This is a genomic window from Thiosulfativibrio zosterae, assembly GCF_011398155.1.
GTDB classification, from domain to species: domain Bacteria; phylum Pseudomonadota; class Gammaproteobacteria; order Thiomicrospirales; family Thiomicrospiraceae; genus Thiosulfativibrio; species Thiosulfativibrio zosterae.
Map to the genome: position 1 here is coordinate 1,784,382 of NZ_AP021888.1, position 24,895 is coordinate 1,809,276.

Here is a 24,895-nt window from a genome sequence, read left to right on the forward strand (position 1 = left end):
TCGTTAACATTCAAAATTGACCTAAAAACTCACTAAAAAACCCCTAAAAACAACCAGGCCTGGTTAGTTTTAGCAGACTTTTTGGCTTTGTAAGTCCTTTTTGAATGGTAACTATGGTGTTAATGGGTTAAATAAAAACGGGCAATTCTAAACGAATTGCCCGAGGTCTAACAGAATAATCTCAAAGATTATTTCTTGTCATCTTTAACTTCTTCAAATTCTGCATCAACGATATCGTCATCTGCTTTTGAAGAGCCTTGTTGTTGTGCACCCGCATTGGCATCAGTTGCTTGTTGTGAATAGGCTTTTTCAGTTACCTTTTGGCTTGCTGCTGCTAAGGCTTGCGACTTGGCTTCAATATCAGCTTTGTCATCGCCTTTGATAGCGGCTTCTAGGTCTGTAATCGCTTTTTCAATGGCTTCTTTTTCAGAAGCTTCAACGGCTTCACCTTGCTCAGTCAATAATTTACGCGTACCGTGAATCATTGCATCTGCTTGGTTACGCACTTCAACCAATTCTTTTAACTTACGATCTTCTTCAGCATGCGCTTCGGCATCTTTTACCATGGCTTCAATTTCTTCTTCAGATAAACCAGAAGACGATTTAATGGTGATGTGTTGCTCTTTGTTGGTTGCCTTGTCTTTAGCAGACACATTCAAAATACCGTTGGCATCAATGTCAAAGGTTACTTCGATTTGTGGCATACCGCGTGGCGCTGGTGGAATTTCGTCTAGGTTGAATTGACCTAAAGACTTGTTGCCAGACGCCATCTCGCGCTCACCTTGTAACACATGAATGGTTACCGCAGATTGATTGTCATCCGCTGTTGAGAAAGTTTGTGACTTACGCGTTGGGATTGTGGTGTTTTTGTCAATTAACTTAGTCATAACACCACCCATGGTTTCTATCCCTAAAGATAGCGGTGTTACATCCAACAACAACACATCGTTTACATCACCCGACAATACCCCACCTTGAATCGCAGCACCCATGGCCACCGCTTCATCTGGGTTAACATCACGACGAGGCTCTTTACCAAAGAACTCTTTAACACGCGCTTGTACCATAGGCACACGTGTTGAGCCCCCAACCAAAATAACATCATCAATTTCAGAAGCGGATAAACCAGCATCTTTCAGTGCAATACGGCAAGGTTCGATAGAACGCGCCACTAGGCCTTCAATTAAAGATTCAAACTTAGCACGGGTAATTTTTAAATTTAAGTGCTTAGGCCCAGTCGCATCTGCGGTGATGTAAGGCAAGTTAATATCCGTTTGCTCACGTGATGACAATTCGATTTTGGCTTTTTCAGCCGCTTCGCGTAAACGCTGTAACGCTAAAGGATCTGCCTTTAAGTTAACACCCTGTTCTTTTTTGAATTCTTCTACGAGGTACTCGATGATGACCATGTCAAAATCTTCACCGCCTAGGAAAGTGTCACCATTGGTAGACAAGACTTCAACTTGCTTTTCACCGTCCATGTCAGCCACTTCGATAATTGAAATATCGAAAGTACCACCACCTAAGTCGTAAACCGCAATTTTGCTGTCTACTTTAACTTTATCCATACCATAAGCTAAAGCCGCTGCTGTTGGCTCGTTGATGATACGCTTAACTTCTAAACCAGCGATCTTACCAGCGTCTTTAGTGGCTTGACGCTGTGAATCGTTGAAGTAAGCAGGAACCGTGATCACCGCTTCAGTCACTTCATAGCCTAAATAATCTTCAGCGGTTTTCTTCATTTTCATCAAAGTACGCGCTGAAACTTCTTGTGGTGAAAGTTTCTTACCATTGACTTCAACCCATGCATCGCCGTTATCTGCGGCAACGATGTTGTAAGGCACCATGTCTTTGTCTTTGGTCACAACCGCATCTGTGGCACGACGACCAATCAAACGCTTAATTGCAAATAAAGTATTTTTTGGATTAGTCACTGCTTGACGCTTTGCAGAATCCCCAACCAATACTTCACCATCATTGGTGTAAGCAACGATTGATGGGGTTGTACGCGCGCCTTCAGCGTTTGGGATAACTTTAACTTCTTTGCCTTCCATGATGGCTACGCAAGAGTTGGTAGTTCCTAAATCGATACCGATAATTTTTGCCATTTTTCTATTCTCCAATTTTGAAATCTGTTTTTTTCGTTAACCCTTTAATAAGGTTGTTTTGATGGCTTTCAAGGGTTAATTTAAAATTTATTTAATACTTTGCTTACTGAGCAACAATGACTCGCGCGGGTCTTACCAAACGCTCATTAAGGGTATAACCCTTTTGAATAACATCCACCACCGTATTACTTGCATGGTCTGGTGAAGGAATCATTGTTAAGGCTTCATGCAATTTCGGGTCAAATACTTCGCCTTTTGGGTCAATGCGTTCAACATTAAATTCATTTAAAACATCCAGTGTTTGCTTAAAAGTCATTTCTAACCCTTCACGAATGCTCTCAATACTGGCTTCGGTATTTCTCGCCGCCACTAATCCCATGTCCATCGAATCTAAAACAGGCATGAGCGCATTTACAAATTTTTCTAGCGCAAATTTATGAGCACTTTCAATATCGATACGCGTACGGCGTCTTAGGTTTTCCATGTCCGCCAGCGTTCTTAAAGCCAAATCTTTTTGCGCATCCGCTTCTTTCTTGGCTTCTGCCAACAAAGCCGTTAAGTCATCCGACACCGCTTGTTCGGCTTGTTCTAAGGTTTGTTCCGCATCATCCACCGTTGGGATTTGCTCTTCATTCAGTTCAGTTTGTTTATCAGACACGGGGTCTCTCCTAGGATGTCAAATTAAAATCTTTGGCTTTATGGGGTTAGCAATTTTTTTTTCAAGTCCTCAAGGGTTAAATAATTTAAAATAAAATGATTCAAACTCAGCAGATTCCTCATTATGTTTAATAACATCGTTATTTATGGCAAATACAACGGCATTCAATCTTGGGAGCTGATTGATAAGGCGATTCATTTTTTGCAAAGCCGCCACAAGACTGTTTTTTTGGACGCCTTTTCCTGTGCTGATTTCCCAATTGACCGCTATGGCGTAAAACTGGTGCATCGTGACGAAGACCTAGACAATATGGATTTGGCTATCGTCGTCGGTGGCGATGGAACTTTATTAGATGTGGCGCGCAGCATTGTCACCAAACACATTCCAGTCATTGGCATCAACCTAGGGCGTTTGGGATTTTTAACAGATATCTCACCGAGCGTGATGATTCAATCGCTCAGCGACATTATTAATGGCGAATATGACCACGAAAAACGCAATTTACTAGAAGTGACCATTATCAAAAACAATAAGGTGCTCTTTAACCAAGTCGCCTTTAATGATGTGGTATTACATAAAAACGACTCGCCACGCATGGTCGAGTTTGAAACCTTTATCGACAACCGCTTTCTGTCTAGCCAACGTTCAGATGGTTTAATTGTGGCCACCCCTACCGGCTCTACCGCTTATGCGCTGTCGGCTGGCGGCCCGATTTTAGACCCCACCATGGATGTATTCAGTTTGGTTTCAATCAATCCACACACCATGAGTAATCGCCCCTTGGTGATTTCTGGGCAAAGTGAAGTGATGATTCGCCCTCACGAAAACTGCGAAGGCAATGCCAGCATTATCTGTGATGGTCAGGTGACTTTTCACATCACAGCAGATCACAAAACTTTCATTAAGCGCCATGCCAATTTACTCACCATGATCCACCCTAAAGGTCACGACCATTTACAATTGTTACGCGCCAAACTCAATTGGGGACAAAAACTGTAACAAATTTCAAACTTGCTTTTCTTTAAGGTAATTATGATAGAATCTTGCGCACACTCAACTTAGGCACTGGACACATCATGCTGCAAGAACTCAGTATTCAAAATCTCGCTCTTATTGAAAAACTCACCCTAGAATTTAAAACGGGTTTCACCACCTTAACAGGCGAAACCGGTGCGGGTAAATCCATTTTATTAGACGCATTAGGCTTGTGCTTGGGCGAAAGAGCTGACAGCGGACTGGTGCGCTATGGTACGGATCGCGCGGATGTCACTGCCGACTTTGCCATCCAAAAAGTACCCCATGCCCTTGAATGGCTCAAGCAACAAGAGCTCGATGACGAGGACAATTGTTTATTACGCCGCACCGTAACCAGCGAAGGTCGCTCTAAGGCCTACATCAACGGACTGCCCGTGGCGATTGGGCAGCTCAAAGAACTCAGCGCCCTGCTGATTGACATACACGGTCAACACGAACACCAAACGCTCTTACACGCCAACCAACAACTTGCGTTATTGGATGCTTACGCGCAACACCCAGACTTGGTCGAAAAATGCCGTAAAAACTACCAGGCCTGGTCAAAATTAACGCAACATTATCAAAAATTAACCGCTGAACAGAGCGACAAAACCTCCAAAATAGAACTCCTAGAGTTTCAACTCAAAGAATTCAATAAGGTTTCACCACAAGCGGAAGAATTTGAATTATTGTCTGAGGAACAAAATGCCCTGTCACACGCCCAAGAAATCCAACAAGCCAGCTTAAATGCTTATGAACTGATTGATGGAGAAGATGGCGTGAGCGAACGCTTGGCCAGAGCAATTGATGAATTAGAGTCGGCGGTAGAATTTCAACCACAACTTAAAAACACCTTAACTCAGCTTAACTCATTATTGATAGAAGCCCAAGAAGCCGCTGCAGATTGCCAGCATCAAGGCAACAGCATTGAACTGGACCCAGAACGCTTACAACAAGTTGAAGAACGCTTGGCAGAGCTGTTTGGCTTGGCCAAAAAATACCACCTTTCGCCCGAAGAATTGGTGGGAAAACACCAACAACTGCGCCAAGAACTTGACCTACTCACCGACTCTTCTAACTCACTAGAACACTTGGAAACCGAAATTAAAAACGCTTTCCAAACATTCGAACAATCTGCCAAAACTTTGAGTGCATCGCGACAAAAATCGGCCAAAATTTTAGCCAAAACCGTCACCGCCTCTATGCACGAACTGGGTATGCCCAACGGTCAATTTGAAATAGCAATTACGCCTTTAGAAAAACCGCTGGCAACGGGCAGCGACAGGGTCGAACTTTTGGTGACCGCCAACAAAGGCCAACCTTTGCAACCACTTGCCAAAGTGGCTTCAGGAGGTGAATTGTCGCGCATCAGTCTAGCTATTCAAGTGGCAAGTGCCGAAGTCGCCAGTTTGCCAACTTTGATTTTTGATGAAGTGGATGTCGGCATCGGTGGCGGAATTGCCGAAGTGGTCGGGCAAAAAATGCAAACTCTCGGCAGCCATCGTCAAGTCTTGTCTATCACCCATTTGGCGCAAGTGGCCGCGCACGGCAATCAACATTACCACATTAGCAAAACCACCGAAAACGACTTAACCTTTACCCAAGTCAACGAACTGAACACCGCAGACCGCATTGAAGAACTCGCAAGAATGCTCGGCGGACTCAAAATCACCGAACAAACCCGCAGCCATGCACAAGAAATGCTAGAAACGGCGCAATCCATATCAACAAGCCCGAATTAATCGGGCTTTTGCTCAACATCCAACTCAAATCAGTGATGAATCACTGGCGTAGTTACACCCGTCAATTCGCCCTCTGGAACCTCTTGCCAAACCACTTCGTCCAACGGTTTGACATGCGCATCTCGGCTATAAATATAACTTTGCTCATCCACAATAACCTTGTAAGCCTTATTCAGCTGCAAAGCACGCTCGCGAGATGGAATCAAAAGCTCTGCAATATCATCGTGCAATAAGGACAACTGATCTTGCTTAATCGAGCCATCCGAATTCCAAAATTTAGTAATAACTTCATCATTGTTACGAAATTCATTGGCAGAATGGTTGTTTAACAAATATTCGGTATATTGATAAGTGCCATCTTTAAACTTAGGTTCTTTCAAACCCGCCAAACTTTTTTGCGTCCAGTGGTACCAACCTTGTTGATAATGCGAAGTATCTAATTTTCGTGGAAAGGCAAAGCTTGAATCGGTGGTAATGCCAATGCCTGAGTGACAACCCATACAATTGAGCGTTTCTTCAAAATTTTGTGGGCGCAACTTGCCATCAACATTTTCAATAAATCCTTGATAAACCCAACCGACCCCATTGGATAAGCCAAACTCCGCATCGCCTTTAATTCTTCTTAAACGATCAGGATTCAAATCGCCTTCTTTAATTTCTGATAAGGTCGCATTTTTTAATTGAAAATAGGTGTTCCAAAAAAGTTTCTTGCCATAACGCAATTCTTTGAGTCTGGGAGATAAAGTAACTTGGCCCTTGTCATCCAAAGCCAAATAACGCACCGAATGCAAAAACTCTGTGCCTTCTGGATACAAACCTGCCGCAAGATGCAAACTGCCCGCTTCTTGCAAAGATTTTGCTTTACCCACATAAAACATCAATTTATTTTCTAAGGGCGCCCAGTCATAAACTACTTGCTTAGCCTTATCCAGCTGACCATTTTTATTTAAATCAACACCGTAAATGTTTTCGTCGGTTTCTGGAATGGTAATGTTTTGTCGTTGAATCATCGCCAAAACAATCGACAGATTCAAATTGTAAACTTCTCGACTGTATTGCCCTTGGCTATCTTGACGCATGGATTCCGGCAAACGAATCAACACATCATCGGTGGAACCATTAGTTGGCCAAAAAGTCCCTAAAAAAGGTGAATATGCAAAAGCTCGCCAACCGGTATCTTTTCCAGACGGGTCTTGGTCATACCCCTCGGAATCAAAATGATAATAACAATCGGGGGTATAACCGTCCCACTTGCCATTACCGTCATAATCCCAGTTTTCGGGTAAGTTCTTTAAACGCTCCGCCAGCTCAATCTTGCCATCTCCGGTCAAATAGTTGGTTTTATTAACATAGTTTAAAATGGTATCATCAGATATTGCATTCACTGCGCTCGTGCGATCTTTAAATAGATTTGTCCAAGCGTTTTTTTGGGTGGTTGCCCTAAAGCCTGCCACCAACTGAAATTCACTATCGTCAATATAATTGGGTTCTTGTCCCACTGTATGACAACTAAAACATGGATTATGCACCTGACCTGCGACATTGGTTTTGGTGTAGCATTGGCTGGGAATATAGGCGTAAGGGTTATTTAATAAATCATTGGATTTAAGACTGATACCTAAATCACTTTTAGGAGCAGAACTACGTTTAGCTGAATCTGCGGATAAAGCGTTGTCAATAGGAATAACCGTCTCTTTTGCGACCTTATCATTATTGCCCTTAAAAGATACTACTAAAATAGCTGCCAATAATGCTAAGCCAGAAAACATGTATATTTTTTTCATTATTTTTCCTAAATACTCGTAATATTTTTAAGAAAAACCACTAAGACAATTAGCTTACTTAAAAACACTATTTACAAAAAAGGCGCACTAGGCGCCTTTTTAGGTTAATAAACCAAAGCTTTATTTCAACTTACTGAAATTGAAAGGGCCAATAACGCCTGTTTCAGTTTTTGATTCAACGCCAGTTGGACGTACATAAGTTGAAGACACTTCACCAAACGGATGTTGAGCCGTATTGGTTAAATAACCAAACCCGTTGATATCCTTGTACCAATAAGAATTGGTCATTTCAGAACCGAATGGACCTGTTGCAATACGCTGCATTTTGCCAGTATTGATGTCATATGACCAAACCATATCATTTGGATGCATATCAGTATCTTCACCAATGATTAATGTGCTAGTTCCTTCAAGGAACGTGACATTATCAGGGTTCGCAATACCATCTACATCACAGGTATTGCCTGACAATGCTGAAGTTGAAGAGTAAGTTGTAGGAATACCTGCAACAAGACCTTTCATGTTATAAGCAACATAATCTGAACCAATCGTTGTATCGGTAGCAACGCCTAAACTATAAACAGCACCACAAGAGTTTTTAGTTAATTTGATATCATTATTGCCGCCTAGATCATTAGAGGCATTATTGTCTTCCATACCGTTACCAATTTGAGACATAGCAATGTACATCACTTTGCCACTATCGTTAAAGGTAATACCTTCTTTTTTACGGAACTCAGAGGTTGCGCCTAAAATAGCACCCATGCGGCGAGACTCCAAACGACCTGCTAATGCTTGATCAGCTGCATCAACGGTTGAATCGCCATTAATGTCTTTAAGCTTCAAACACTCATTACCCCAAGAAGTATTCACACTTTTGAAACCTGTAGTCAAACCATCTCCAGGTGTAGGGCACACACCGGAAACTGGCGTTTCAGTATCAAAAATGTCAGCAAATTTAATCGCGTCAGTTCCGGTTGTTTTGTCATTGTCTTTATTCAATAAAGCTTCAATTTGAGCATTCGTTGCATGACCTAAACTGATCCAAGTTAAGTAAGCAGCCCCTGCTCCGACATCTGAAGTTTGATTCCATTTTGCAGCATACAAAGTACCCGCAGAAAGATCACCTGCAGTATCCGCTACAAACATGAACAACATACCGTTAGTTCCATCATCTGTTAAGTAAGTAGTTTTTTGGTCAGGCATGACATAAGCCAATTCATGCGCAAATCGCCCCATTGAATAATGTTTGGTATATACAGGATTACCAGAAGCATCAACAGAAACCTCTGGAGTCCATCCATAGTAGTAAGCACTAGACTTGCTATCGTCACCTTTCCAGAAGGCATCAACGGTTGCTTTGTAATACTTATCATCAGCAGAGGAAAGAATGTTACGAGCATTAGGTTCATACTCTTCTGAACCTAGGTGAGACTGCCAAGGTGTAGTCATACCCGCACAATGAACCCATCCACCAAAACCTTCCTTTTGACTTACAAATTTAAGCGTATTAGGGGTAGCTGACAAAGCACCAGTCGATGAATTTTGAGTGACTTCATTCATGTACATAGCGCCAGGCTCACACTCGAACTGTGACACCATATAAATTTTGCTGTTTTTTTGTAACAATGAAACGTGGTCTAAACCAGAACCAACACCTTCATCTGTACCGTTACAAAGATAAGTTGACCCATCTGAAGCTAAAGCGGGCTGATCTTGATAATCCTTTACAACACCAAAGGTTTCGCCGTTATCAGTATCACCCGTTTTCATTAAACGCGTGTAAGAAAGAGTTTGAGATTCACCCGCGATTTTTACAGCGGTTGTCGTACGAATCACATTTTTCTCTTCTGAAGTGATTGCTGGGGCAACTTCAGTAAAGTCAAGCTGGGTTGAATAGACTTCACCTGTAGCGCCAACCGCACCATCTTTTCCATCTGCACCACAACCAACCAAAGCTATTGTTGAAGCCGAAACAGCCATTGCCATCGCAATGTTTAATTTTGTAAATTTCATTGTAGGGTCACCCTTTAGATTTGAAGTTAAAAATAACATTGCAAATATTAGCGACCATTTGTTACGGTTTATTGACTCAAAAATGAAATTAATTTTGCGGATTTGTGACATCCATACACCCTTTGTGGCTTTGGTTTGAAAACAAAAAAACCAGGTTTCCCTGGCTCTTTGATTAGGTTTAATATATTTACTTATTCTTTACAAGTGCCATAAATCACCAGACTATGCCCTGAAAGCTCATAACCTTTTTCTTTAGCGATTTGTTGAATACGATCTTCGATGATTGGATCCACAAACTCTTTGACTCTTCCGGTTTTGACACACACTAAATGATCGTGGTTATCACCGGTATCTAGCTCAAAGGTTGATAAATTATTTTCAAAGTTTAAACGACGCACTATCCCAGCTTGTTCAAACTGGGTTAAAACTCTGTAAACCGTTGCTAAACCGACCTCTTCATCTTGTTCCAGCAAAATTTTATAAACATCTTCCGCTGTTAAATGATGATCTTCATCACCTTGTTGCTCAAGAATCTCTAAAATTTTTAATCTGGGCAAAGTCACCTTTAACCCAACTTTTTTTAATTCAGCACCACTCATAACAACCACATTCTTGATTAATAATAAAAGGTATAATAAACCAATTTAACACTCAACAAAACTGTTATTACCCTATGCTTTTATCAAAAACCTTTCAGCTGACTGCCATACTACTTGCCGCTTCCATATTAAATGGTTGCTCTTATCTCAAACCATACAAGGCGCCAATTACGCAAGGCACCATCATCAAACAAGAACAGGCTAATCTATTACAAGACGGCTTAACAATGCAGCAGGTGCAATCCATTTTAGGGCCACCTTATGGCAAAGATCCTTTTAACCCTTTGCACTGGGAGTATGTTTTTTATACCACGGATAAAGACTACTACCCGAATTCTATTCGCTATTTAGCGTTAAATTTTGACAGTGATTCATACTTAAAGAATTGGGAAATACGCAGTCAAGAAGTAGAAATAAATACCCATGATGGCTTTATTGACAGACTATTTTTAGAAGATTGATTGACAACTATAGTTATTTAATCGATTCTTTACGCTCTTTTTCCACAGAATCTCTGCGGCGTTTGCGCGGATCGATTTTTAAAGGGCGATACACTTCAATTCTATCGCCAGCTTTCAACACGGTTGAGGCTGGCATCAGTTTGGCAAAAATACCCACTTGCTCGTAGTTTAGATCAGGAATTTCTTTAATAAGCGGTGATAGTAAAACGGCTTGCTCGATAGTACTACCCTCTGGCACTTCAAATCCGTACAGATACTGTTTATCCACTAAACCGTAGGCAATTTCAACAAAAATCATTTTAGAATCAGCTTCCATAAACTTGCTTCGCTCTTTTGCAAAAAGAATCAACAAAGGTTGAGGCAATCTGCTCAAAAATTGGTCCTAATGCCATATTGAGTAATCCATTGCTTACCTCAAACTCCACCTCAAACTGTATCTTACAAGCCGAGTCATCGAGTTTTTTAAAAGACCACTCGCCCTGTAAATAACTAAAAGGTCCATCGACCAAAGTCATCAAAATCTGCTCCCCAGGAACCAATTGATTTTGAGTGGTAAAGGTTTTACTCAAACCGGCTTTAGCAATGGTTACACTGGCAGTCATTTGATGATCAGTTTCATTTAAAACTGCAGCTCCGCCACACCAAGGCAAAAACTCTGGATAGCTTGTAACATCATTCACCAGCAAGTAAACCTGTTGCGCTGAAAAAGGGATCAAGGCAGAACGAACAATTTTTTTCATAGGTCAGTCATCACTCGATTGAGTATTTTGTCTTTAAAACGGATATAATCCGCGTATTATGGCAAAGAAAAAACCAAAACAAAACAACTCAAACCAAATCGCCCAAAATAAAAAGGCGCGTTTTGACTATTTTATTGAAGCTGATTATCAAGCAGGTTTAGCTTTGGAAGGCTGGGAACTGAAAAGTTTGCGCGCCGGTAAGGTTCAAATTAGCGAAGCTTACATCATTATCAAAAACCATGAAATTTGGCTTTTTGGTGCTTTGATTACCCCTTTGATTACCGCTTCAACCCACTCCGTTCATGACCCGCTTCGTCTTCGTAAGTTGCTGATGCATCGCCGAGAAATCGACCGTCTCATGGGCATGATTGACCAAAAAGGCTATACTTTAGTGCCATTAAACCTTCACTGGTCAAAAGGCAAAGTAAAGGTTTCTGTGGGATTAGCCAAAGGTAAAAAACTCCATGACAAGCGCGCCACAGAAAAAGAACGCGATTGGAATCGTGATAAATTGCGAATTTTAAAAGGTGACCATTAATAGTCCAATTTAAAAGAGACTATTCAGTTATAATACAAAGCTAAATTTTTACCTACCTCTGGGGCTGCACTTGGTTTCGACGGGGAGTACAAAGTTTAAGATGCATGTCGAGCCTGAATGATGCTCGTTAATCCTTATTTCAATTTGTTATAGTTGCAAACGACGATAACTACGCTCTAGCCGCTTAAGCCGGCTAGTGCAGACTAGGACCGTTGTTCGTAGCCCCTAGTCTGTATCGACTTATACGGAATCGTGTTGTGCATGTGTTTGGATGTACCTCACTAAACTTTACAAACTCGCCGAATGTGATCCCTGCTAGTCGGGTAACAACTTGGTTAAATCAATAGACTAAATAAACATGTAGACTTTTAGATGGCGACTTTGCGGACGGCGGTTCGACTCCGCCCAGCTCCACCAAACACCTTTCCATTGACATCCGGCAGTGGTTTTAAAGCCCTTTTTAAGGGTTTTTTTATTGTTTGACTGATAAAAGAAGAACTCAGAATGACTCATCCTACCGAAAACCAAAAATACCTGGTCTCTTGGGACCAATTACACCGTGACTGCCGCAGTTTAACCAAACAGATTATTGCGATGGATCGTAAATGGGACGGCATTATTGCCATTACCCGTGGCGGCATGATTCCCGCTGCGATTATTGCGCGTGAATTGGGGATTCGTTTGGTCGATACCATTTCGGTGCGCACTTATAGCCACCAACAAATCTCTGAACCCGTCATCTTAAATGATGTGTCTGCCACCCAAGATGGTGAAAACTTTCTGTTGATTGATGATTTAGTGGATACCGGAAAAACCGCAAAATTTGTGCGTGAAAGATTGCCAAAAGCTTTTTTTGCAACGGTTTATGCCAAGCCAGAAGGCAAGCCATTGGTGGATGCATTTATCACCGAAGTGAGCCAAGACACTTGGATTTATTTTCCATGGGACTTGGCGTTAGATTATGTTAAACCGCTTTCAAAAACGGCAGACGAATAAACTAACCTTGTTACACAATACAAGGGCGAAGGCTTTAGCCTTCTGTTGATTTTTCTAGCAAACCTTAGCAGTCTAAAGCCTGCGCCCCATAAAGTATTGAGTCAAAATTTAATCCGTGATGAGTTTTTTTACACGGATTTGCGCTATCTTAATTAATTCGTTCAGAGCAATCGGCCATTCAGCTGCTTCAGTTGACTGAACCCGCACAGCCATCAGCTCTAAAATTTGTGATTTATTCAGCCCTGTCACCGCCACAACAAATGGAAAACCCATTTTCGTTTCATAAGCCTGATTCAGCGTTTGAAATTGCAACAACTCTTCATCACTTAACTGAGATAAACCCGCTTGCGCTTGTTCAGATTGTGAAAAACCTGGTTGTGCCTTGCCCACCCCCAATTTAGGGTGCAAACACAAGGCTTGTTTTTGCAATGCTAAAGGCGCACTTTTTAAAGCCAACCCTAATTTGTGCTGCATATCCTCAACACTCATAAAGGGTCGAGTTGCCGCTAACTGTGGCAACACCCAATCACAGTGTTCTAATAAAGGCTCGCAAACTGTTACAAAAGCTTGCAAAGATAGTTGGTTTAATTCAGTCAAAGTCATGGCTTACTACTAATTTCTAAACGCCCAACGGGTCATGCGTTTTTCTAAGACCGCAAAAACCGTGTACATGGCCAAACCTTCTACCGCTAATACCACCATGCCGGCAAACATTAAGGGCACATCAAAGTTAGCTTGCGCAGATAACATCAAATGTCCAATCCCTGAATTCGCTGCCACGGTTTCAGCCACCACCGAACCCACAAAGGCTAAGGTAATCGAGATTTTCAAGGCGCCAAAAAAATACGGCAAGGTATTGGGAATACCCACTTTAAATAAGATTTGGCGTTTACTGGCTTTTAACGCACGCATCACATCGACCACTTCTGGTTCAAGTGTCGCTAATCCTGTGGACACATTCACCACTATGGGAAAAAACGAAATAATCCATGCGGTAATAATCGCAGGGGTTGTGCCTATGCCAAACCACAAAACTAAAATCGGCACTACCGCCACTTTGGGGACGGTTTCAAAAGCAATAAACAATGGGTAGAGTGCATTATAAAGGGTTTTAGAGTTCCCAATAATGGCACCCACCGCCACGCCAAATACCACTGAAATCGCAAAACCGATCACCGTAGTTTTGAGGGTTTGCCAACCATTTTCTAACAAGGCTTCTTCGTAAGTGACTAGCGTTTCAGCAATTTTGAGCGGAGTGGGTAAGAAATACTCGGGGATATTCGCCCATACGCAAATCAACTGCCAGATTAATAAAGCGCCCACAAAAATACCAATCGGCGCGCCTATTTCAAAAGATTTAGACTGCGTTAAGGCTGTCCATCGGGTCTTTTTCATGCGGCCTCCTTAGCGGTTTTAATAAGGCCTCGCAGCTTTTGCACCAGCTTTGAAAACTGCGGTTCATAGCGCAAATTGATATCTCTGGGGCGTTCAAAACCAACCTTTTCATGATGAATAATCCGACCAGGACGCGATGACATCACATAAATATCATCCGCCAAATAAGCGGCTTCTTCTAAATCGTGGGTCACCAATAAAACCGTGAATTTTTTATCGGCTTGCAACTCACTCAATAAAATCCACAACTCTTCACGGGTAAAGGCATCTAAGGCGCCAAAAGGTTCATCTAAAATCAACAAACTTGGGTCATGCACCAACGCACGACAAATCGAAGCGCGTTGTTGCATGCCCCCCGAGAGCTCCCATGGAAAATGATATTCAAAGCCTTTTAAACCCACTTGTTGAATCAGCGCAATGGCTTTATCCACATAGGCCTGTTTGTTTTTGCGATATTTATATTCATAGTCTGGACTCACCTCAAACGGCAAGAGCACATTGTCTAAAATATTACGCCAAGGCAAGAGTGTGGATTTTTGAAACGCCATCCCCACGCCCGACACTGGCCCCTTGACCTCACGATTATTCATAAACACATAACCCAGTGTGGGTGCTTGTAAGCCAGATAAAAGTTTCATCATCGTCGACTTACCGCATCCGCTGGGGCCAACCACCGCAATAAAACTGCCTTCTTCAAAAGACAAATCTACTTGGTGAATGGCCATGTCTTCTAATCGCTCTGATCCGTTATAGCTAAGAGAAACCTTCTCTAGTTGGATAAAAGCGTTCATCAATTACATCTCTCTGGCTGATTTAGCTGGCAAATAAGCATCGGTAAAAATTGCTTTAGAAGTGGGTTTGTGATGAAAGTCATAAGTCATCCCAACCTGTTCAATCGCTTCATCCATACGACCATAATCAATACCACCAAATCCATTGGCTTTGACGTTATCGGTTACAACATTGTCTTTAAGACACATTTTTAAACGCTCGGTTTCAACAGCCTCATTGGCGATTTTGTTGCGTTCCAGCACATACTTAACACTTTCTTCGGGATGTGCGGCGGTGTATTGCCAACCTTTAATCGTGGCTGCCACAAATCCTTTTACCAAATCAGGATGCGCTTCGGCAAAGGCTGGATTGACTAGCAGAGTATTGCCATAAAGCTTTAGACCATAGTCTGCCATTAACATGACATGAATGTCTTCTGGCGCCATACCGATTTTTTTAAGGTTTAGGAAAGAGGAAAATGAAAAACCAGCAATGGCATCTACGCGTTTTTGCACCAACATAGATTCACGCACCGCAAAACTCACATTATCTATCTTAACTTTAGAGGCATCAATTCCAGCCACTTGGGTAAAGGCTTTCCACTGGGCATAAGCCCCATCAGGTGCTGGTGCCCCCAGCACTTTACCTTCTAAATCTTTTGGCGTGTTCACACCCGTTTGCTTAGAACCGATAATGGCAAACGGTGGTTTGTCGTATACCATTAAAATGCCTTGTAAGGGTGAATCAGGGTTTTGATCTTTAAATTTAATCAAAGAGTTGACATCTGCAAACCCAAATTCATAAGTGCCCGAGGCTACTTTTGGAATGGCGTCTAAAGAGCCGTTGCCCGAATCAATCGTGACATCCAAGCCTTGTTCTTTGTAAAAACCTTTTTCAAGCGCCACTAAATAAGCGGCGGCAGGGCCTTCAAATTTCCAATCAAGGGTAAATTTAACAGCGGTATTGGCTAAGGCCGAAAAGCTAGATAAAGAAGTCATGCCCACAAAGGCAGCAACAACAAGCGGTTTAAGTTTCATAGTGATCTCCTGATCTGAGTCTTTAAGGGAATTACTTTAAAACTAACGCCGTTGCTAATTTTAGGGGTTTTTATAAAAGTTGATTAAACTGGATAATGATGTTTCGTCCAATGCTGTGCAATTTGTTCACGAGTGCATAACCAAACTTGCTCATGCGATTTCACATAGTCCACAAAGCGTTTCAGCGCCAAAAAACGACCAGGCCTGCCGATTAGACGGCAGTGCAGCCCTATTGATAGCATCTTGGGCGCCACCTCACCTTCGTCATATAAAACATCAAAGGCATCTTTTAAATATTGAAAAAACTGTTCGCCCGAGTTAAATCCCTGAGGTGTGGCAAAGCGCATATCATTCACATCCAACGTATAGGGCACAATTAGATGGGGCTTTTCATTACCTTTTACCTCACTTTTTACCCAATAGGGTAAATCATCGGCATAAGAATCAGCATCATAGAGTGGCGTGGTCATTTCTAACAACAAACGGCGTGTGTGCTCACTGTTGCGCCCAATATACCAACCAGCAGGCGCTTTGCCAGTAAGCTGGGTGTGAATCTCCAGTGCTTTTTGTAAATGTTCGCGCTCCACCGCTTCGGTTTGCTGGGCATAATCAATCCAACGATAGCCGTGACTGGCAATTTCCCAATCAGCATCCAACATGGCTTGCACCACCTCTAGATTGCGTTGCAACGCCATTGCCACCCCAAACACAGTGACCGGAATTTGCTGTTCGGTAAATAAACGATGCAAACGCCAAAAGCCTGCTCGACTGCCATATTCGTAAATCGATTCCATATTCATGTGGCGTTGCCCCACCCAAGGACTTGCCCCGACGATTTCTGACAAAAAGGCTTCTGATGCTGGATCACCATGCAACACACAGTTTTCGCCACCTTCTTCATAGTTCACGACAAACTGCACCGCAATTTTTGCAGCATTGGGCCAAACCGCTTGCGGCGGTGTTGAACCATAGCCCACTAAATCTCTAGGGTAAACATCTGGCATCGTCAACTCCTTTGACCGATTGTTATGGCGCCTTAAATTGCGTAATCCATGCGGCTAACAAGGCTCTCTCGTCAGGCGTCATCTGCGTTAAATTGCCAATTGGCATGGCATGGGTTGCAATGGTTTGCGCATAAATGGCATCCACCTGCTGTTCAATTTTAGCTTGGGTGTCTAGTTCAACCCCCTTCGGGGCAACCTTAAAGGCAAGATCCGTGGGCGCGGCAGCGTGACAAGTGGCACAACGCAGCTCCATAATCGGTGCAATTTGCGCAAAGGTTACATTTGAAGTTAATGCCGTAGGCTCGGGGGTTTTAGGAAAGGTTAAATAAGCCAACACCACCATCAGCGACGCAGCCAAAGGCAACATCCACTGATGAACCTTGCCACGATTTTTTAAATTGAAGTAATGACGCGTCAACACACCAATCAACGAAATTGCCGCCAAAACTAACCAGGCCTGGTCATTTCCAAAGGTTTGTGGATAGTGTCCGCTGAGCATAATAAACAGCACAGGCAAGGTAAAATAATTATTATGGAAAGAGCGTTGAAAGCCTTTTTTACCTACACTGCCGTCTGGCACTTGACCAGCTTCCATGGCAGAAACCATTTTTTGTTGTGAGGGAATAATCGAGAAAAAGACATTGGCGACCATGATGGTACCCACCACGGCACCCATTTGGATGTAGGCGGCTCTAGGGCTAAATACTTGACTGAGCAAATAGGCCTCTAAGGTTAAGGCACCAAACACTATCCAAAAAACTAGGGCATTATTATGACCAATCGACGATTTACAAAGCTGGTCATAGGCTAACCAACTGATTAATAACGACGCTAAACTAATACTGATGGCTTGAAATGCAGTGATGTCAGCGACACTTTTGTCGATGAGATACAAATGCGGGCTGATATAGAAAACCAAAACTAATAATGCAAACCCGCTAATCCAAGTTAAATAGGCTTCCCATTTAAACCAATGCAAAGTGGTTGGCAGTTTTTCGGGGGCGACTTCGAATTTTTCAACATGATAAAAACCACCGCCATGCACCGCCCACAAATCACCCGCCACGCCTTTATTTAAACCGGCCTTGCCACGCTCTAAATTACCTTCTAACCAGTTAAAATAAAAAGAAGCCCCAATCCAAGCGATGCCCACAATTAAGTGAATCCATTTGACATTAAGGTTTATCCATTCGAGGATGAGTGCATCCATAATCTGCTCCAAAACTGTTAATTTCTAGAGCTTAAAACACTCTAGACTTCTTTTAACAGTGCATATAAATCGGGTTCTACTTCTTGTTTCTTTAAAAACAAACTTTCTTCAATGTGGCGTAAATGCACATCCATCAGTTTTTCAGCTTCATCGGGCGTGCCCTCTAAAACCACTTTTACCAAGGCCGAATGGTCCACACAAGCGCAGCCACCCGACCCAGACAAGTTATATTGCGCCACTATTAAAGAGGTGCGGGCAATCAACTGTTTAGCCATTTCTGCCAAGGGCTGATTTTTTGAGGCCTCGGCAATAAAAAAGTGAAACTCGGTTGACTTTCGCAGTCCTTTAGCACGGTTACCCGTATCAAAATAGCGATTTTCTTCGCGTACCATGGCTTGCAAAGTTTCTACCTGATAATGGCTGAGTTTGCCAACCACCATGCGAATCAAAGCACATTCCACAATGCGACGCGCTTCAAAATATTGCGCCACTTCTTCAGCGGGCGTGGTCACCACACTGGCGCCCACATTGGGTTTAATTTCAACCACACCTTCATGCGACAGTCGCAATAAAGCGCGGCGCACCACCGTGCGACTTACCCCAAAAATCTCAGACAAAGGCACTTCAACTAAACGCACCCCAGGCTGAAGTTTTTGCTCTAGAATGACATCAAATAAACGATCATAAATAATCTGTTCTTGATTTCTAGAACTTTTATTTTTTTCCATAAGGACGCTCCTGCTGTTTGGCAAGGCTTAACATTGTTGCAGAACCACTTCGTCCGTGTAAATGTTAAGTTAGATTGTATACAATTTATTAAAGGATAGTAAATAATAATTTTGATAATTTTAAGATTGCCATTAAAAAACTTTTAGAAAACTAGTCCTAAAATCCAGCTAAACTAAAATAATTTCAAACACTTAAACAGATTATTATTATTTACACAAACAAACACTTCATTAGGTCTATTTTAAACCTTAGCCCTCTAAAATTCTGACAATTTCTAACTAAAATTGTATTCAATAACCTCAAAACTTGTTTTTGACATCTCACCGCACTGCAAATAACTGCTTGCGATTGTATACAATTTAGATATAATTTTGTTTAACACTCAATTTACTTCTGCCAAAGGAAGTCACATGACAGCACTCACCACGCATATTCTTGACACCAGCAGCGGCAAACCCGCCGCTGCCATTATCATTTATCTTTATCAGTTATCGGGTGACCGCAAAACCCTTCTTACCCAAACCTACAGCAACCAAGATGGCCGAACCGACCAACCTTTATTGCAAGGAACCGCGTTTGTCGCAGGGCAGTATGAGTTGGTATTTGCGATGGGCGACTATTTAAAAGCCAGCCATGCCAACCTACCCGATCCATTATTTTTAGACGACATTGTGATTCGTTTTGGCATTGCCGACCCCAGCCGTCATTATCATGTGCCACTCCTAGTGTCACCTTTTGGTTACAGCACATATCGAGGGAGTTAGGTCATGGCACAAGACAACCCAATTTGTTTTTACCTAGGTCAAGAACTCAAAACCCTCAGCGAAGTGCCTGCCACCCTCACTGTCTTGAACTATCTGCGTTTGCAAGAAAATGCCATCGGCACCAAAGAAGGCTGCGCAGAAGGCGACTGTGGCGCTTGCACCGTAGTGTTGGGCGAACTGATTAATGGGCAACTGCAATATAAAGCGGTCAACGCTTGTATTCTGTTTGTGCCCATGCTGGATGGCAAACAACTGATCACTGTCGAACATTTAAAATCGTTTAATCAAGGACAACTCCATCCCGTGCAACAATTGTTGGTCGACACCCACGGTTCGCAATGCGGATTTTGTACACCGGGGTTTGTCATGTCAGGTTATGCACTTTACGAAAACACGCGAAAAGCGGGCAAAATTAACGAGGCCTGGTCAAATTTAACAGAACAAACAACCGATTTAACCAACACCATCAATAAAGCCTTTGCCGGTAATTTGTGTCGCTGCACGGGTTACGGCCCCATTATTGAAGCGGGTAAACAAATGGTGCAGCACGCCTTAAATGCCCCGCAAAATGAAAACGCTGAACAAGACAGCATGACCGCTAAGCTGCAAGCCATTCAACCCAGCCACCCAAAACAACAGCACACCGCAACCCAAACCTTTATTCAACCGCACACCATCACCGACCTCACCCAAGCCTTAGTAGATTTTCCTGAAGCCAAATTGCTGGCCGGCGCCACCGACTTAGGGCTGTGGGTGACCAAACAACACCGCCATTTGCCAGCGCTCATTTCGGTGAACCAAGTCCCAGAATTGCAACAGATCACCTTGCACACCACGCACCTTGAAATTGGCGCAGCGGTGACCTACAGTCAAGCCATGCCGGTGTTGTGTCAGTATTTTCCAATGCTGGAACCCTATCTTGAAAGACACAGCTCCACTCAAATTCGCAACTCTGGCACCATTGTTGGCAATATCGCCAACGGCTCGCCCATAGCCGATATGCCGCCCCCGCTGATGGCATTGGGCGCTACCCTACGTTTGCGCAATGCACAGGGCGTTCGAGACTTGTTGTTACAAGATTACTTTATTGAATATGGCCGCCAAGGCCTACAAGCTCATGAGTTTATTGAAAGCGTATCGATTCCATGGCTGAATTCGGCAGCTTACTTTCAAGTGTATAAAATTTCCAAGCGCTTTGAACAGGACATTTCCAGTGTCAGCGCAGCCTTTTATATTGAGCTCACCGACCAAAAAGTCAGCCAAGTGCGCCTATGTTTTGGCGGCATGGCGGGTACGCCTAAGCGTGCTGCACTCGCCGAAGCAGCCTTACTCAATCAACCTTGGCAAAACGCCACCCTAGACCAAGCCGTCGCTGCTTTGACGCAAGACTTTACGCCTTTAGACGACTTTAGAGCCTCTAAAACTTATCGCATGACCGTAGCGCAAAATCTTTTACGCAAATTTTTTATTGAAACCCAAACCACAGGTCAACCGCTTAGCCTAACGCATACTGGGGAAATCAAACATGCCTAACACCGCTCAAATCGCCCAACTTAAAAGCGGTGTCAAAGCCGCCTTGCAACACGACAGTGCGCTCAAACATGTCAGTGGCGAAGCACTCTATATAGACGACTTGCCCGAGCCCAAAGATTGTTTACACATTTATATTGCCCAAAGTCAGCACGCCCATGCCAAAGTTACCCAACTCGATGTCAGTGCCGTTAAAACCGCCCCAGGCGTGGTTAAAGTGCTCACTGCGCAAGATATTCCCGGCAAAAATGATTTTGGCGCCGTCATCGATGGCGACCCCATTTTTGCTGATGGCTTAGTGGAATATTTAGGGCAATCGCTCTTTGCGGTAGCGGCCACAGACATAACCTCTGCCAGAGCCGCTGCCAAATTAGCTGTGGTCAACTATGAACCCTTGCCAGCGTTCATTCATGTTAAAGAAGCTCTCGCCGCTCAATCCTTTGTATTAGATTCCAAAACCTTTTACCGCGGACAGCCAGAAGCCGAGTTGCCTTTGGCCACGTATCGTTTGCAGGGTGAAATCGAAATTGGTGGCCAAGACCATTTTTATTTGGAATCCAATATTGCCCTCGCGATTCCTGGTGAAGACCAAGATTTAAAAATCTACAGTTCCACGCAACATCCCACCGAAGTGCAACATTGCTGCGCCAAGGTGCTGGGATTACCCGACCATGCCATTCAAGTTGAAGTGCGCCGAATGGGCGGTGGCTTTGGTGGCAAAGAATCGCAACCCGCTTTATTTGCCAGCATTGCCGCCTTGGTGACCCATCACACCGGCAAACCCGCCAAGTTAAGACTGGATCGCGATGATGACATGACCTTAACGGGCAAGCGCCATGATTATGTGATTAGCTATGATGTGGGGTTTGACGATACCGGGCGCATCCGTGCGATTCAATTTGAAGCGGCATCTCGTTGTGGCATGTCGGCGGATTTATCTGGCTCAATTAACGACCGCACCATGTTTCACTTGGATAATGGCTATTATCTCGACCATGTCAAAATCGTGTCGCACCGTTGCAAAACTCATACGGTGTCTAATACCGCTTTCCGAGGGTTTGGTGGACCACAAGGCATGGTAGCGATGGAGCGTGTGATTGATGCCATTGCCTACCGTTTGCAACAAGACCCACTGATTATTCGCAAACGCAACTATTACGGCAAAACTGAACGCAATGTCACGCCCTATCACATGACCATTACCGACAATATTCTGCCAGAGATTACCGCCGAACTCGAAGGCGCATCCAACTACGAACAACGCCGCGCCCAAGTGCTGGCGTTTAACGCACAAAGCCCCTATTTGAAAAAAGGCATTGCTTTCACGCCGGTCAAGTTTGGAATTTCGTTTACCGCTACTCATCTCAACCAAGCCGGTGCATTGATTCATATTTACAGCGATGGCAGCATAACACTCAATCACGGCGGCACTGAAATGGGTCAAGGCCTGTTCACCAAGGTGGCGCAAATTGTGGCTGAAGAATTTCAAGTCGAAACCAGCCAAATCAAAATCACCGCCACCACCACTGATAAAGTGCCCAACACATCGCCCACGGCAGCTTCTAGCGGATGCGATTTAAACGGCAAGGCGGCACAAAATGCGGCGATTATTCTTAAAAATCGCTTAATTGAGTTCGCCGCCAATCACTATCAAGTAACAGCAGCCGACATACATTTCACCCCAGCAGGCGTGCAAATCGGCGCTAGCCTAGTGCCTTTTAAAACCCTAGTGCAACAGGCCTATTTTGCGCGGGTTTCTTTATCGACCACCGGCTTTTACAAAACGCCAAAAATTCATTTTGACCCAGCCCAAGGTAAAGGTCATCCGTTCTTTTATTTTGCTTATGGTGCGGCGGTGTCCGAAGTCACTATTGACACCTTCACTGGTGAATATAAGGTCGATAGAGTTGATATCGTGCATGATTGCGGCGACAGCATCAACCCTGCCCTAGACAGAGGACAGGTGGAAGGTGGGTTTATTCAAGGCATGGGTTGGCTCACCACCGAAGAATTGGTATACGACGCCAGCGGCAGACTGCGCACCCATGCGCCCTCTACCTATAAAATTCCAGCCTGCGGTGACCGCCCCAAAATTATGAACATCCATTTGCGCTGCGAAGCCAACCCCGAAAATACCGTCTACCGCTCCAAAGCCGTTGGCGAGCCGCCCTTAATGCTGGGCATCAGCGTCTTTAATGCGCTCACCGATGCCGTCGCCAGTGTCGGCAATTACCAAACTTGCCCCAACCTAAATACCCCAGCCACCCCAGAACGCGTTTTGCTGGCATGCCAAGCGTTGCGAGACACTACAGCGGAGCTAGCCCATGCTTAACTGGACACGCCTTGCCACCCTTGCTCAACAAACCGAAATCTTTATGCTGGTGAGCGTAGCCAAGGTACAAGGCTCATCCCCCAGAGAAGTGGGCGCAAAGATGGCGGTTTTCGCCAACCGAATTGAAGGCACCATTGGCGGCGGACATTTAGAATATGCCGCCATCGAGCAAGCCAAAACCTTGTTAAACCAAGCACCCGACCATCACATCAGCCTAACCCAAACCCCCTTAACCCCGCGCTTCGACCAATGTTGCGGCGGGCAGGTCACCTTGGTATTTGAAAAAATTAATCCAATAACATCACCTTGGTTAAACGATTTGGCAAGGCTTTTAAAGCCATTTTCAGCCGAAAAACCACCCAAATTTAACCAGGCCTGGTTAGTTTTTGACCCCATTTCGTTTAAAAAACATATTTCGCAAAGCCCACCGCAACCCGAAAAACACCTTATTATTGAAACCATCCAACCGCATCCGTTTCCAATTATGATTTTCGGTGCTGGTCATGTAGGTAAGGCGCTGGTGAACCAATTGCAATTTTTAGATGCCAAGGTCACGCTGGTCGATAGTCGTGCTGACCAATTTCCCGAGCAGCCACCCGCACATATTCAGTGTATCACCACGCAAAACTGGCAAAGCCTGATTGACTCGGCACCCAGCCACACTTACTTTTTAATTCTGACCCACAGCCATCAACTGGATTTTGCCTTGACCCAAGCCATTCTGCAAAAAGGACAATTTGCCTATTGCGGTCTGATTGGTTCTAAAACCAAAAAGGTGCGCTTTGAGCGTCAACTCAGTGCAAATGGCTTAACTCAGCCCCAAATAGCCAGTTTGACCTGCCCCATCGGATTGCACAACATCCCCGGAAAATCGCCCGAAATCTTAGCGATTTCTGTGGTGGCACAACTCTTGCAAATTCAAGCGCAAGCCAGCTCACTAAAACCTTCAACCCACAAGGAACTTCGCCATGTCACAGCCCAGCTTTGATGCCATTCAAAAAAACCTCATGCGCCATGCCATTCAACTGTCGCACGACAAAATGGTGGCCGGATTTGGCGGCCCGTTTGGCGCGGTCATCACCAAAGATGGCGAAGTGATTGCTGAAGGTTATAATCAAGTCACCTCCAGTAACGACCCTACGGCGCACGCCGAAGTCACCGCCATCCGCGAAGCCTGCAAAAAACTCAATACCTTTGATTTAAGCGGCTGTCAAATTTACACCAGCTGCGAACCCTGCCCCATGTGCCTAAGCGCCATTTACTGGGCGCGCCTCGACACCATCTATTACGCCAACTCGCGCCAAGACGCGGCAGACATAGGGTTTGATGACGAAATGCTCTACAACGAAATTCCCAAACCCATTTTAGAACGCTCTATTCCCACCTATCGATTGCTCGAAGACGAGGCCATTCATCCCTTTACTTTATGGAAAAATAAAAGCGACAAAATTCATTATTGATTGTCCA

The 24,895-nt window shown here is 43.9% G+C and carries 24 protein-coding genes and 1 other RNA gene; 11 read left to right on the forward strand and 14 right to left on the reverse strand.

Going from position 1 to position 24,895, the window contains the following annotated elements:
* Window positions 1-188: 188 nt before the first annotated feature.
* Together dnaK and grpE are read right to left on the reverse strand one after the other, a co-directional pair.
* Window positions 189-2,108, reverse strand: a complete 1,920-nt coding sequence (gene dnaK, locus THMIRH_RS08230; RefSeq protein WP_173291635.1) for a molecular chaperone DnaK — start codon at window positions 2,106-2,108, stop codon at window positions 189-191.
* 103 nt (window positions 2,109-2,211) lie between these two features.
* Window positions 2,212-2,766 (reverse strand): nucleotide exchange factor GrpE, encoded by a 555-nt coding sequence (grpE, locus tag THMIRH_RS08235; protein ID WP_173291636.1) that lies wholly within the window; start codon window positions 2,764-2,766, stop codon window positions 2,212-2,214.
* Window positions 2,767-2,889: 123 nt separating this feature from the next.
* On the opposite strand from grpE, the gene THMIRH_RS08240 reads away from it, so the two are divergent.
* Window positions 2,890-3,765 (forward strand): NAD(+) kinase, encoded by an 876-nt coding sequence (locus THMIRH_RS08240; protein WP_173291637.1) that lies wholly within the window; start codon window positions 2,890-2,892, stop codon window positions 3,763-3,765.
* A gap of 44 nt (window positions 3,766-3,809) precedes the next feature.
* Window positions 3,810-5,522, forward strand: coding sequence for a DNA repair protein RecN (gene recN, locus THMIRH_RS08245; protein ID WP_243831416.1), 1,713 nt, complete (start codon window positions 3,810-3,812; stop codon window positions 5,520-5,522).
* A 29-nt stretch (window positions 5,523-5,551) separates the two neighbouring features.
* Here the strand turns inward: recN and THMIRH_RS08250 are convergent, their stop codons facing one another.
* From THMIRH_RS08250 to fur, 3 genes are all read right to left on the reverse strand, one after another.
* Complete coding sequence (locus THMIRH_RS08250) at window positions 5,552-7,306, reverse strand: hypothetical protein (protein ID WP_243831417.1); 1,755 nt, start codon at window positions 7,304-7,306, stop codon at window positions 5,552-5,554.
* Window positions 7,307-7,426: 120 nt separating this feature from the next.
* Window positions 7,427-9,433: an alkaline phosphatase PhoX gene (locus THMIRH_RS08255; RefSeq protein ID WP_243831418.1), complete on the reverse strand. Its 2,007-nt coding sequence runs from the start codon at window positions 9,431-9,433 to the stop codon at window positions 7,427-7,429.
* 80 nt (window positions 9,434-9,513) lie between these two features.
* Window positions 9,514-9,921 (reverse strand): ferric iron uptake transcriptional regulator, encoded by a 408-nt coding sequence (gene fur / locus THMIRH_RS08260; protein ID WP_173291638.1) that lies wholly within the window; start codon window positions 9,919-9,921, stop codon window positions 9,514-9,516.
* 74 nt (window positions 9,922-9,995) lie between these two features.
* On the opposite strand from fur, the gene THMIRH_RS08265 reads away from it, so the two are divergent.
* The gene (locus THMIRH_RS08265) at window positions 9,996-10,382 is read left to right on the forward strand and encodes an outer membrane protein assembly factor BamE (protein ID WP_173291639.1); all 387 of its coding nucleotides are present in this window, start codon (window positions 9,996-9,998) and stop codon (window positions 10,380-10,382) included.
* Window positions 10,383-10,395: 13 nt separating this feature from the next.
* Here the strand turns inward: THMIRH_RS08265 and THMIRH_RS08270 are convergent, their stop codons facing one another.
* On the reverse strand, window positions 10,396-10,698 hold the full coding sequence (locus tag THMIRH_RS08270) for an RnfH family protein (protein ID WP_243831419.1): 303 nt from the start codon (window positions 10,696-10,698) through the stop codon (window positions 10,396-10,398).
* The gene (locus THMIRH_RS08275) at window positions 10,688-11,122 is read right to left on the reverse strand and encodes a type II toxin-antitoxin system RatA family toxin (protein WP_173291640.1); all 435 of its coding nucleotides are present in this window, start codon (window positions 11,120-11,122) and stop codon (window positions 10,688-10,690) included. The genes THMIRH_RS08270 and THMIRH_RS08275 overlap by 11 nt, the downstream gene beginning before the upstream one ends.
* A gap of 58 nt (window positions 11,123-11,180) precedes the next feature.
* On the opposite strand from THMIRH_RS08275, the gene smpB reads away from it, so the two are divergent.
* From smpB to gpt, 3 genes are all read left to right on the forward strand, one after another.
* A complete protein-coding gene (smpB, locus tag THMIRH_RS08280) occupies window positions 11,181-11,660 on the forward strand; it encodes an SsrA-binding protein SmpB (protein ID WP_173291641.1) in 480 nt (159 codons plus the stop codon).
* Window positions 11,661-11,720: 60 nt separating this feature from the next.
* Window positions 11,721-12,077, forward strand: a transfer-messenger RNA (tmRNA) gene (ssrA, locus tag THMIRH_RS08285).
* 87 nt (window positions 12,078-12,164) lie between these two features.
* Complete coding sequence (gpt, locus tag THMIRH_RS08290) at window positions 12,165-12,656, forward strand: xanthine phosphoribosyltransferase (RefSeq protein WP_173291642.1); 492 nt, start codon at window positions 12,165-12,167, stop codon at window positions 12,654-12,656.
* A gap of 108 nt (window positions 12,657-12,764) precedes the next feature.
* Here the strand turns inward: gpt and uraD are convergent, their stop codons facing one another.
* The 7 genes from uraD to THMIRH_RS08325 form a co-directional block, all read right to left on the reverse strand.
* On the reverse strand, window positions 12,765-13,259 hold the full coding sequence (uraD, locus tag THMIRH_RS08295; protein WP_173291643.1) for a 2-oxo-4-hydroxy-4-carboxy-5-ureidoimidazoline decarboxylase: 495 nt from the start codon (window positions 13,257-13,259) through the stop codon (window positions 12,765-12,767).
* A 9-nt stretch (window positions 13,260-13,268) separates the two neighbouring features.
* Complete coding sequence (locus tag THMIRH_RS08300; protein ID WP_173291644.1) at window positions 13,269-14,051, reverse strand: ABC transporter permease; 783 nt, start codon at window positions 14,049-14,051, stop codon at window positions 13,269-13,271.
* On the reverse strand, window positions 14,048-14,842 hold the full coding sequence (locus tag THMIRH_RS08305; RefSeq protein ID WP_173291645.1) for an ABC transporter ATP-binding protein: 795 nt from the start codon (window positions 14,840-14,842) through the stop codon (window positions 14,048-14,050). Before THMIRH_RS08305 ends, THMIRH_RS08300 begins: the two co-directional genes overlap by 4 nt.
* Before the next feature lie 3 nt (window positions 14,843-14,845).
* Complete coding sequence (locus THMIRH_RS08310) at window positions 14,846-15,859, reverse strand: ABC transporter substrate-binding protein (protein ID WP_173291646.1); 1,014 nt, start codon at window positions 15,857-15,859, stop codon at window positions 14,846-14,848.
* 83 nt (window positions 15,860-15,942) lie between these two features.
* Window positions 15,943-16,863 (reverse strand): allantoinase PuuE, encoded by a 921-nt coding sequence (gene puuE, locus THMIRH_RS08315; protein ID WP_173291647.1) that lies wholly within the window; start codon window positions 16,861-16,863, stop codon window positions 15,943-15,945.
* Between the two features lie 22 nt (window positions 16,864-16,885).
* The gene (locus THMIRH_RS08320; protein ID WP_173291648.1) at window positions 16,886-18,073 is read right to left on the reverse strand and encodes a urate hydroxylase PuuD; all 1,188 of its coding nucleotides are present in this window, start codon (window positions 18,071-18,073) and stop codon (window positions 16,886-16,888) included.
* Between the two features lie 41 nt (window positions 18,074-18,114).
* Complete coding sequence (locus THMIRH_RS08325; RefSeq protein ID WP_173291649.1) at window positions 18,115-18,801, reverse strand: GntR family transcriptional regulator; 687 nt, start codon at window positions 18,799-18,801, stop codon at window positions 18,115-18,117.
* A 411-nt stretch (window positions 18,802-19,212) separates the two neighbouring features.
* On the opposite strand from THMIRH_RS08325, the gene uraH reads away from it, so the two are divergent.
* The 5 genes from uraH to THMIRH_RS08350 are packed head-to-tail and all read left to right on the forward strand — an operon-like array spanning window position 19,213 to window position 24,888.
* Window positions 19,213-19,566, forward strand: coding sequence for a hydroxyisourate hydrolase (gene uraH, locus THMIRH_RS08330; protein ID WP_173291650.1), 354 nt, complete (start codon window positions 19,213-19,215; stop codon window positions 19,564-19,566).
* Between the two features lie 3 nt (window positions 19,567-19,569).
* Window positions 19,570-21,099: a xanthine dehydrogenase small subunit gene (xdhA, locus tag THMIRH_RS08335; RefSeq protein WP_173291651.1), complete on the forward strand. Its 1,530-nt coding sequence runs from the start codon at window positions 19,570-19,572 to the stop codon at window positions 21,097-21,099.
* On the forward strand, window positions 21,092-23,428 hold the full coding sequence (gene xdhB, locus THMIRH_RS08340) for a xanthine dehydrogenase molybdopterin binding subunit (RefSeq protein WP_173291652.1): 2,337 nt from the start codon (window positions 21,092-21,094) through the stop codon (window positions 23,426-23,428). Before xdhA ends, xdhB begins: the two co-directional genes overlap by 8 nt.
* Entirely contained in the window at window positions 23,421-24,416 is a 996-nt protein-coding gene (gene xdhC / locus THMIRH_RS08345) for a xanthine dehydrogenase accessory protein XdhC (RefSeq protein ID WP_173291653.1), read from the forward strand. Before xdhB ends, xdhC begins: the two co-directional genes overlap by 8 nt.
* On the forward strand, window positions 24,397-24,888 hold the full coding sequence (locus THMIRH_RS08350) for a nucleoside deaminase (RefSeq protein ID WP_243831420.1): 492 nt from the start codon (window positions 24,397-24,399) through the stop codon (window positions 24,886-24,888). Before xdhC ends, THMIRH_RS08350 begins: the two co-directional genes overlap by 20 nt.
* The last annotated feature ends 7 nt before the right edge of the window (window positions 24,889-24,895 follow it).

Bases quoted from the DNA above. Each gene is read 5' to 3' on its own strand.
- smpB (WP_173291641.1), top strand. From the start codon at position 11,181: ATGGCAAAGAAAAAACCAAAACAAAACAACTCAAACCAAATCGCCCAA.
- THMIRH_RS08350 (WP_243831420.1), top strand. From the start codon at position 24,397: ATGTCACAGCCCAGCTTTGATGCCATTCAAAAAAACCTCATGCGCCAT.
- uraD (WP_173291643.1), bottom strand. From the start codon at position 13,259: ATGACTTTGACTGAATTAAACCAACTATCTTTGCAAGCTTTTGTAACA.
- THMIRH_RS08270 (WP_243831419.1), bottom strand. From the start codon at position 10,698: ATGGAAGCTGATTCTAAAATGATTTTTGTTGAAATTGCCTACGGTTTA.
- THMIRH_RS08255 (WP_243831418.1), bottom strand. From the start codon at position 9,433: ATGTCACAAATCCGCAAAATTAATTTCATTTTTGAGTCAATAAACCGT.
- fur (WP_173291638.1), bottom strand. From the start codon at position 9,921: ATGAGTGGTGCTGAATTAAAAAAAGTTGGGTTAAAGGTGACTTTGCCC.
- dnaK (WP_173291635.1), bottom strand. From the start codon at position 2,108: ATGGCAAAAATTATCGGTATCGATTTAGGAACTACCAACTCTTGCGTA.
- uraH (WP_173291650.1), top strand. From the start codon at position 19,213: ATGACAGCACTCACCACGCATATTCTTGACACCAGCAGCGGCAAACCC.
- THMIRH_RS08305 (WP_173291645.1), bottom strand. From the start codon at position 14,842: ATGAACGCTTTTATCCAACTAGAGAAGGTTTCTCTTAGCTATAACGGA.
- THMIRH_RS08310 (WP_173291646.1), bottom strand. From the start codon at position 15,859: ATGAAACTTAAACCGCTTGTTGTTGCTGCCTTTGTGGGCATGACTTCT.
- THMIRH_RS08325 (WP_173291649.1), bottom strand. From the start codon at position 18,801: ATGGAAAAAAATAAAAGTTCTAGAAATCAAGAACAGATTATTTATGAT.
- THMIRH_RS08240 (WP_173291637.1), top strand. From the start codon at position 2,890: ATGTTTAATAACATCGTTATTTATGGCAAATACAACGGCATTCAATCT.
- THMIRH_RS08300 (WP_173291644.1), bottom strand. From the start codon at position 14,051: ATGAAAAAGACCCGATGGACAGCCTTAACGCAGTCTAAATCTTTTGAA.
- THMIRH_RS08275 (WP_173291640.1), bottom strand. From the start codon at position 11,122: ATGAAAAAAATTGTTCGTTCTGCCTTGATCCCTTTTTCAGCGCAACAG.
- THMIRH_RS08250 (WP_243831417.1), bottom strand. From the start codon at position 7,306: ATGAAAAAAATATACATGTTTTCTGGCTTAGCATTATTGGCAGCTATT.
- xdhC (WP_173291653.1), top strand. From the start codon at position 23,421: ATGCTTAACTGGACACGCCTTGCCACCCTTGCTCAACAAACCGAAATC.
- xdhB (WP_173291652.1), top strand. From the start codon at position 21,092: ATGCCTAACACCGCTCAAATCGCCCAACTTAAAAGCGGTGTCAAAGCC.
- THMIRH_RS08320 (WP_173291648.1), bottom strand. From the start codon at position 18,073: ATGGATGCACTCATCCTCGAATGGATAAACCTTAATGTCAAATGGATT.
- THMIRH_RS08265 (WP_173291639.1), top strand. From the start codon at position 9,996: ATGCTTTTATCAAAAACCTTTCAGCTGACTGCCATACTACTTGCCGCT.
- gpt (WP_173291642.1), top strand. From the start codon at position 12,165: ATGACTCATCCTACCGAAAACCAAAAATACCTGGTCTCTTGGGACCAA.
- puuE (WP_173291647.1), bottom strand. From the start codon at position 16,863: ATGCCAGATGTTTACCCTAGAGATTTAGTGGGCTATGGTTCAACACCG.
- xdhA (WP_173291651.1), top strand. From the start codon at position 19,570: ATGGCACAAGACAACCCAATTTGTTTTTACCTAGGTCAAGAACTCAAA.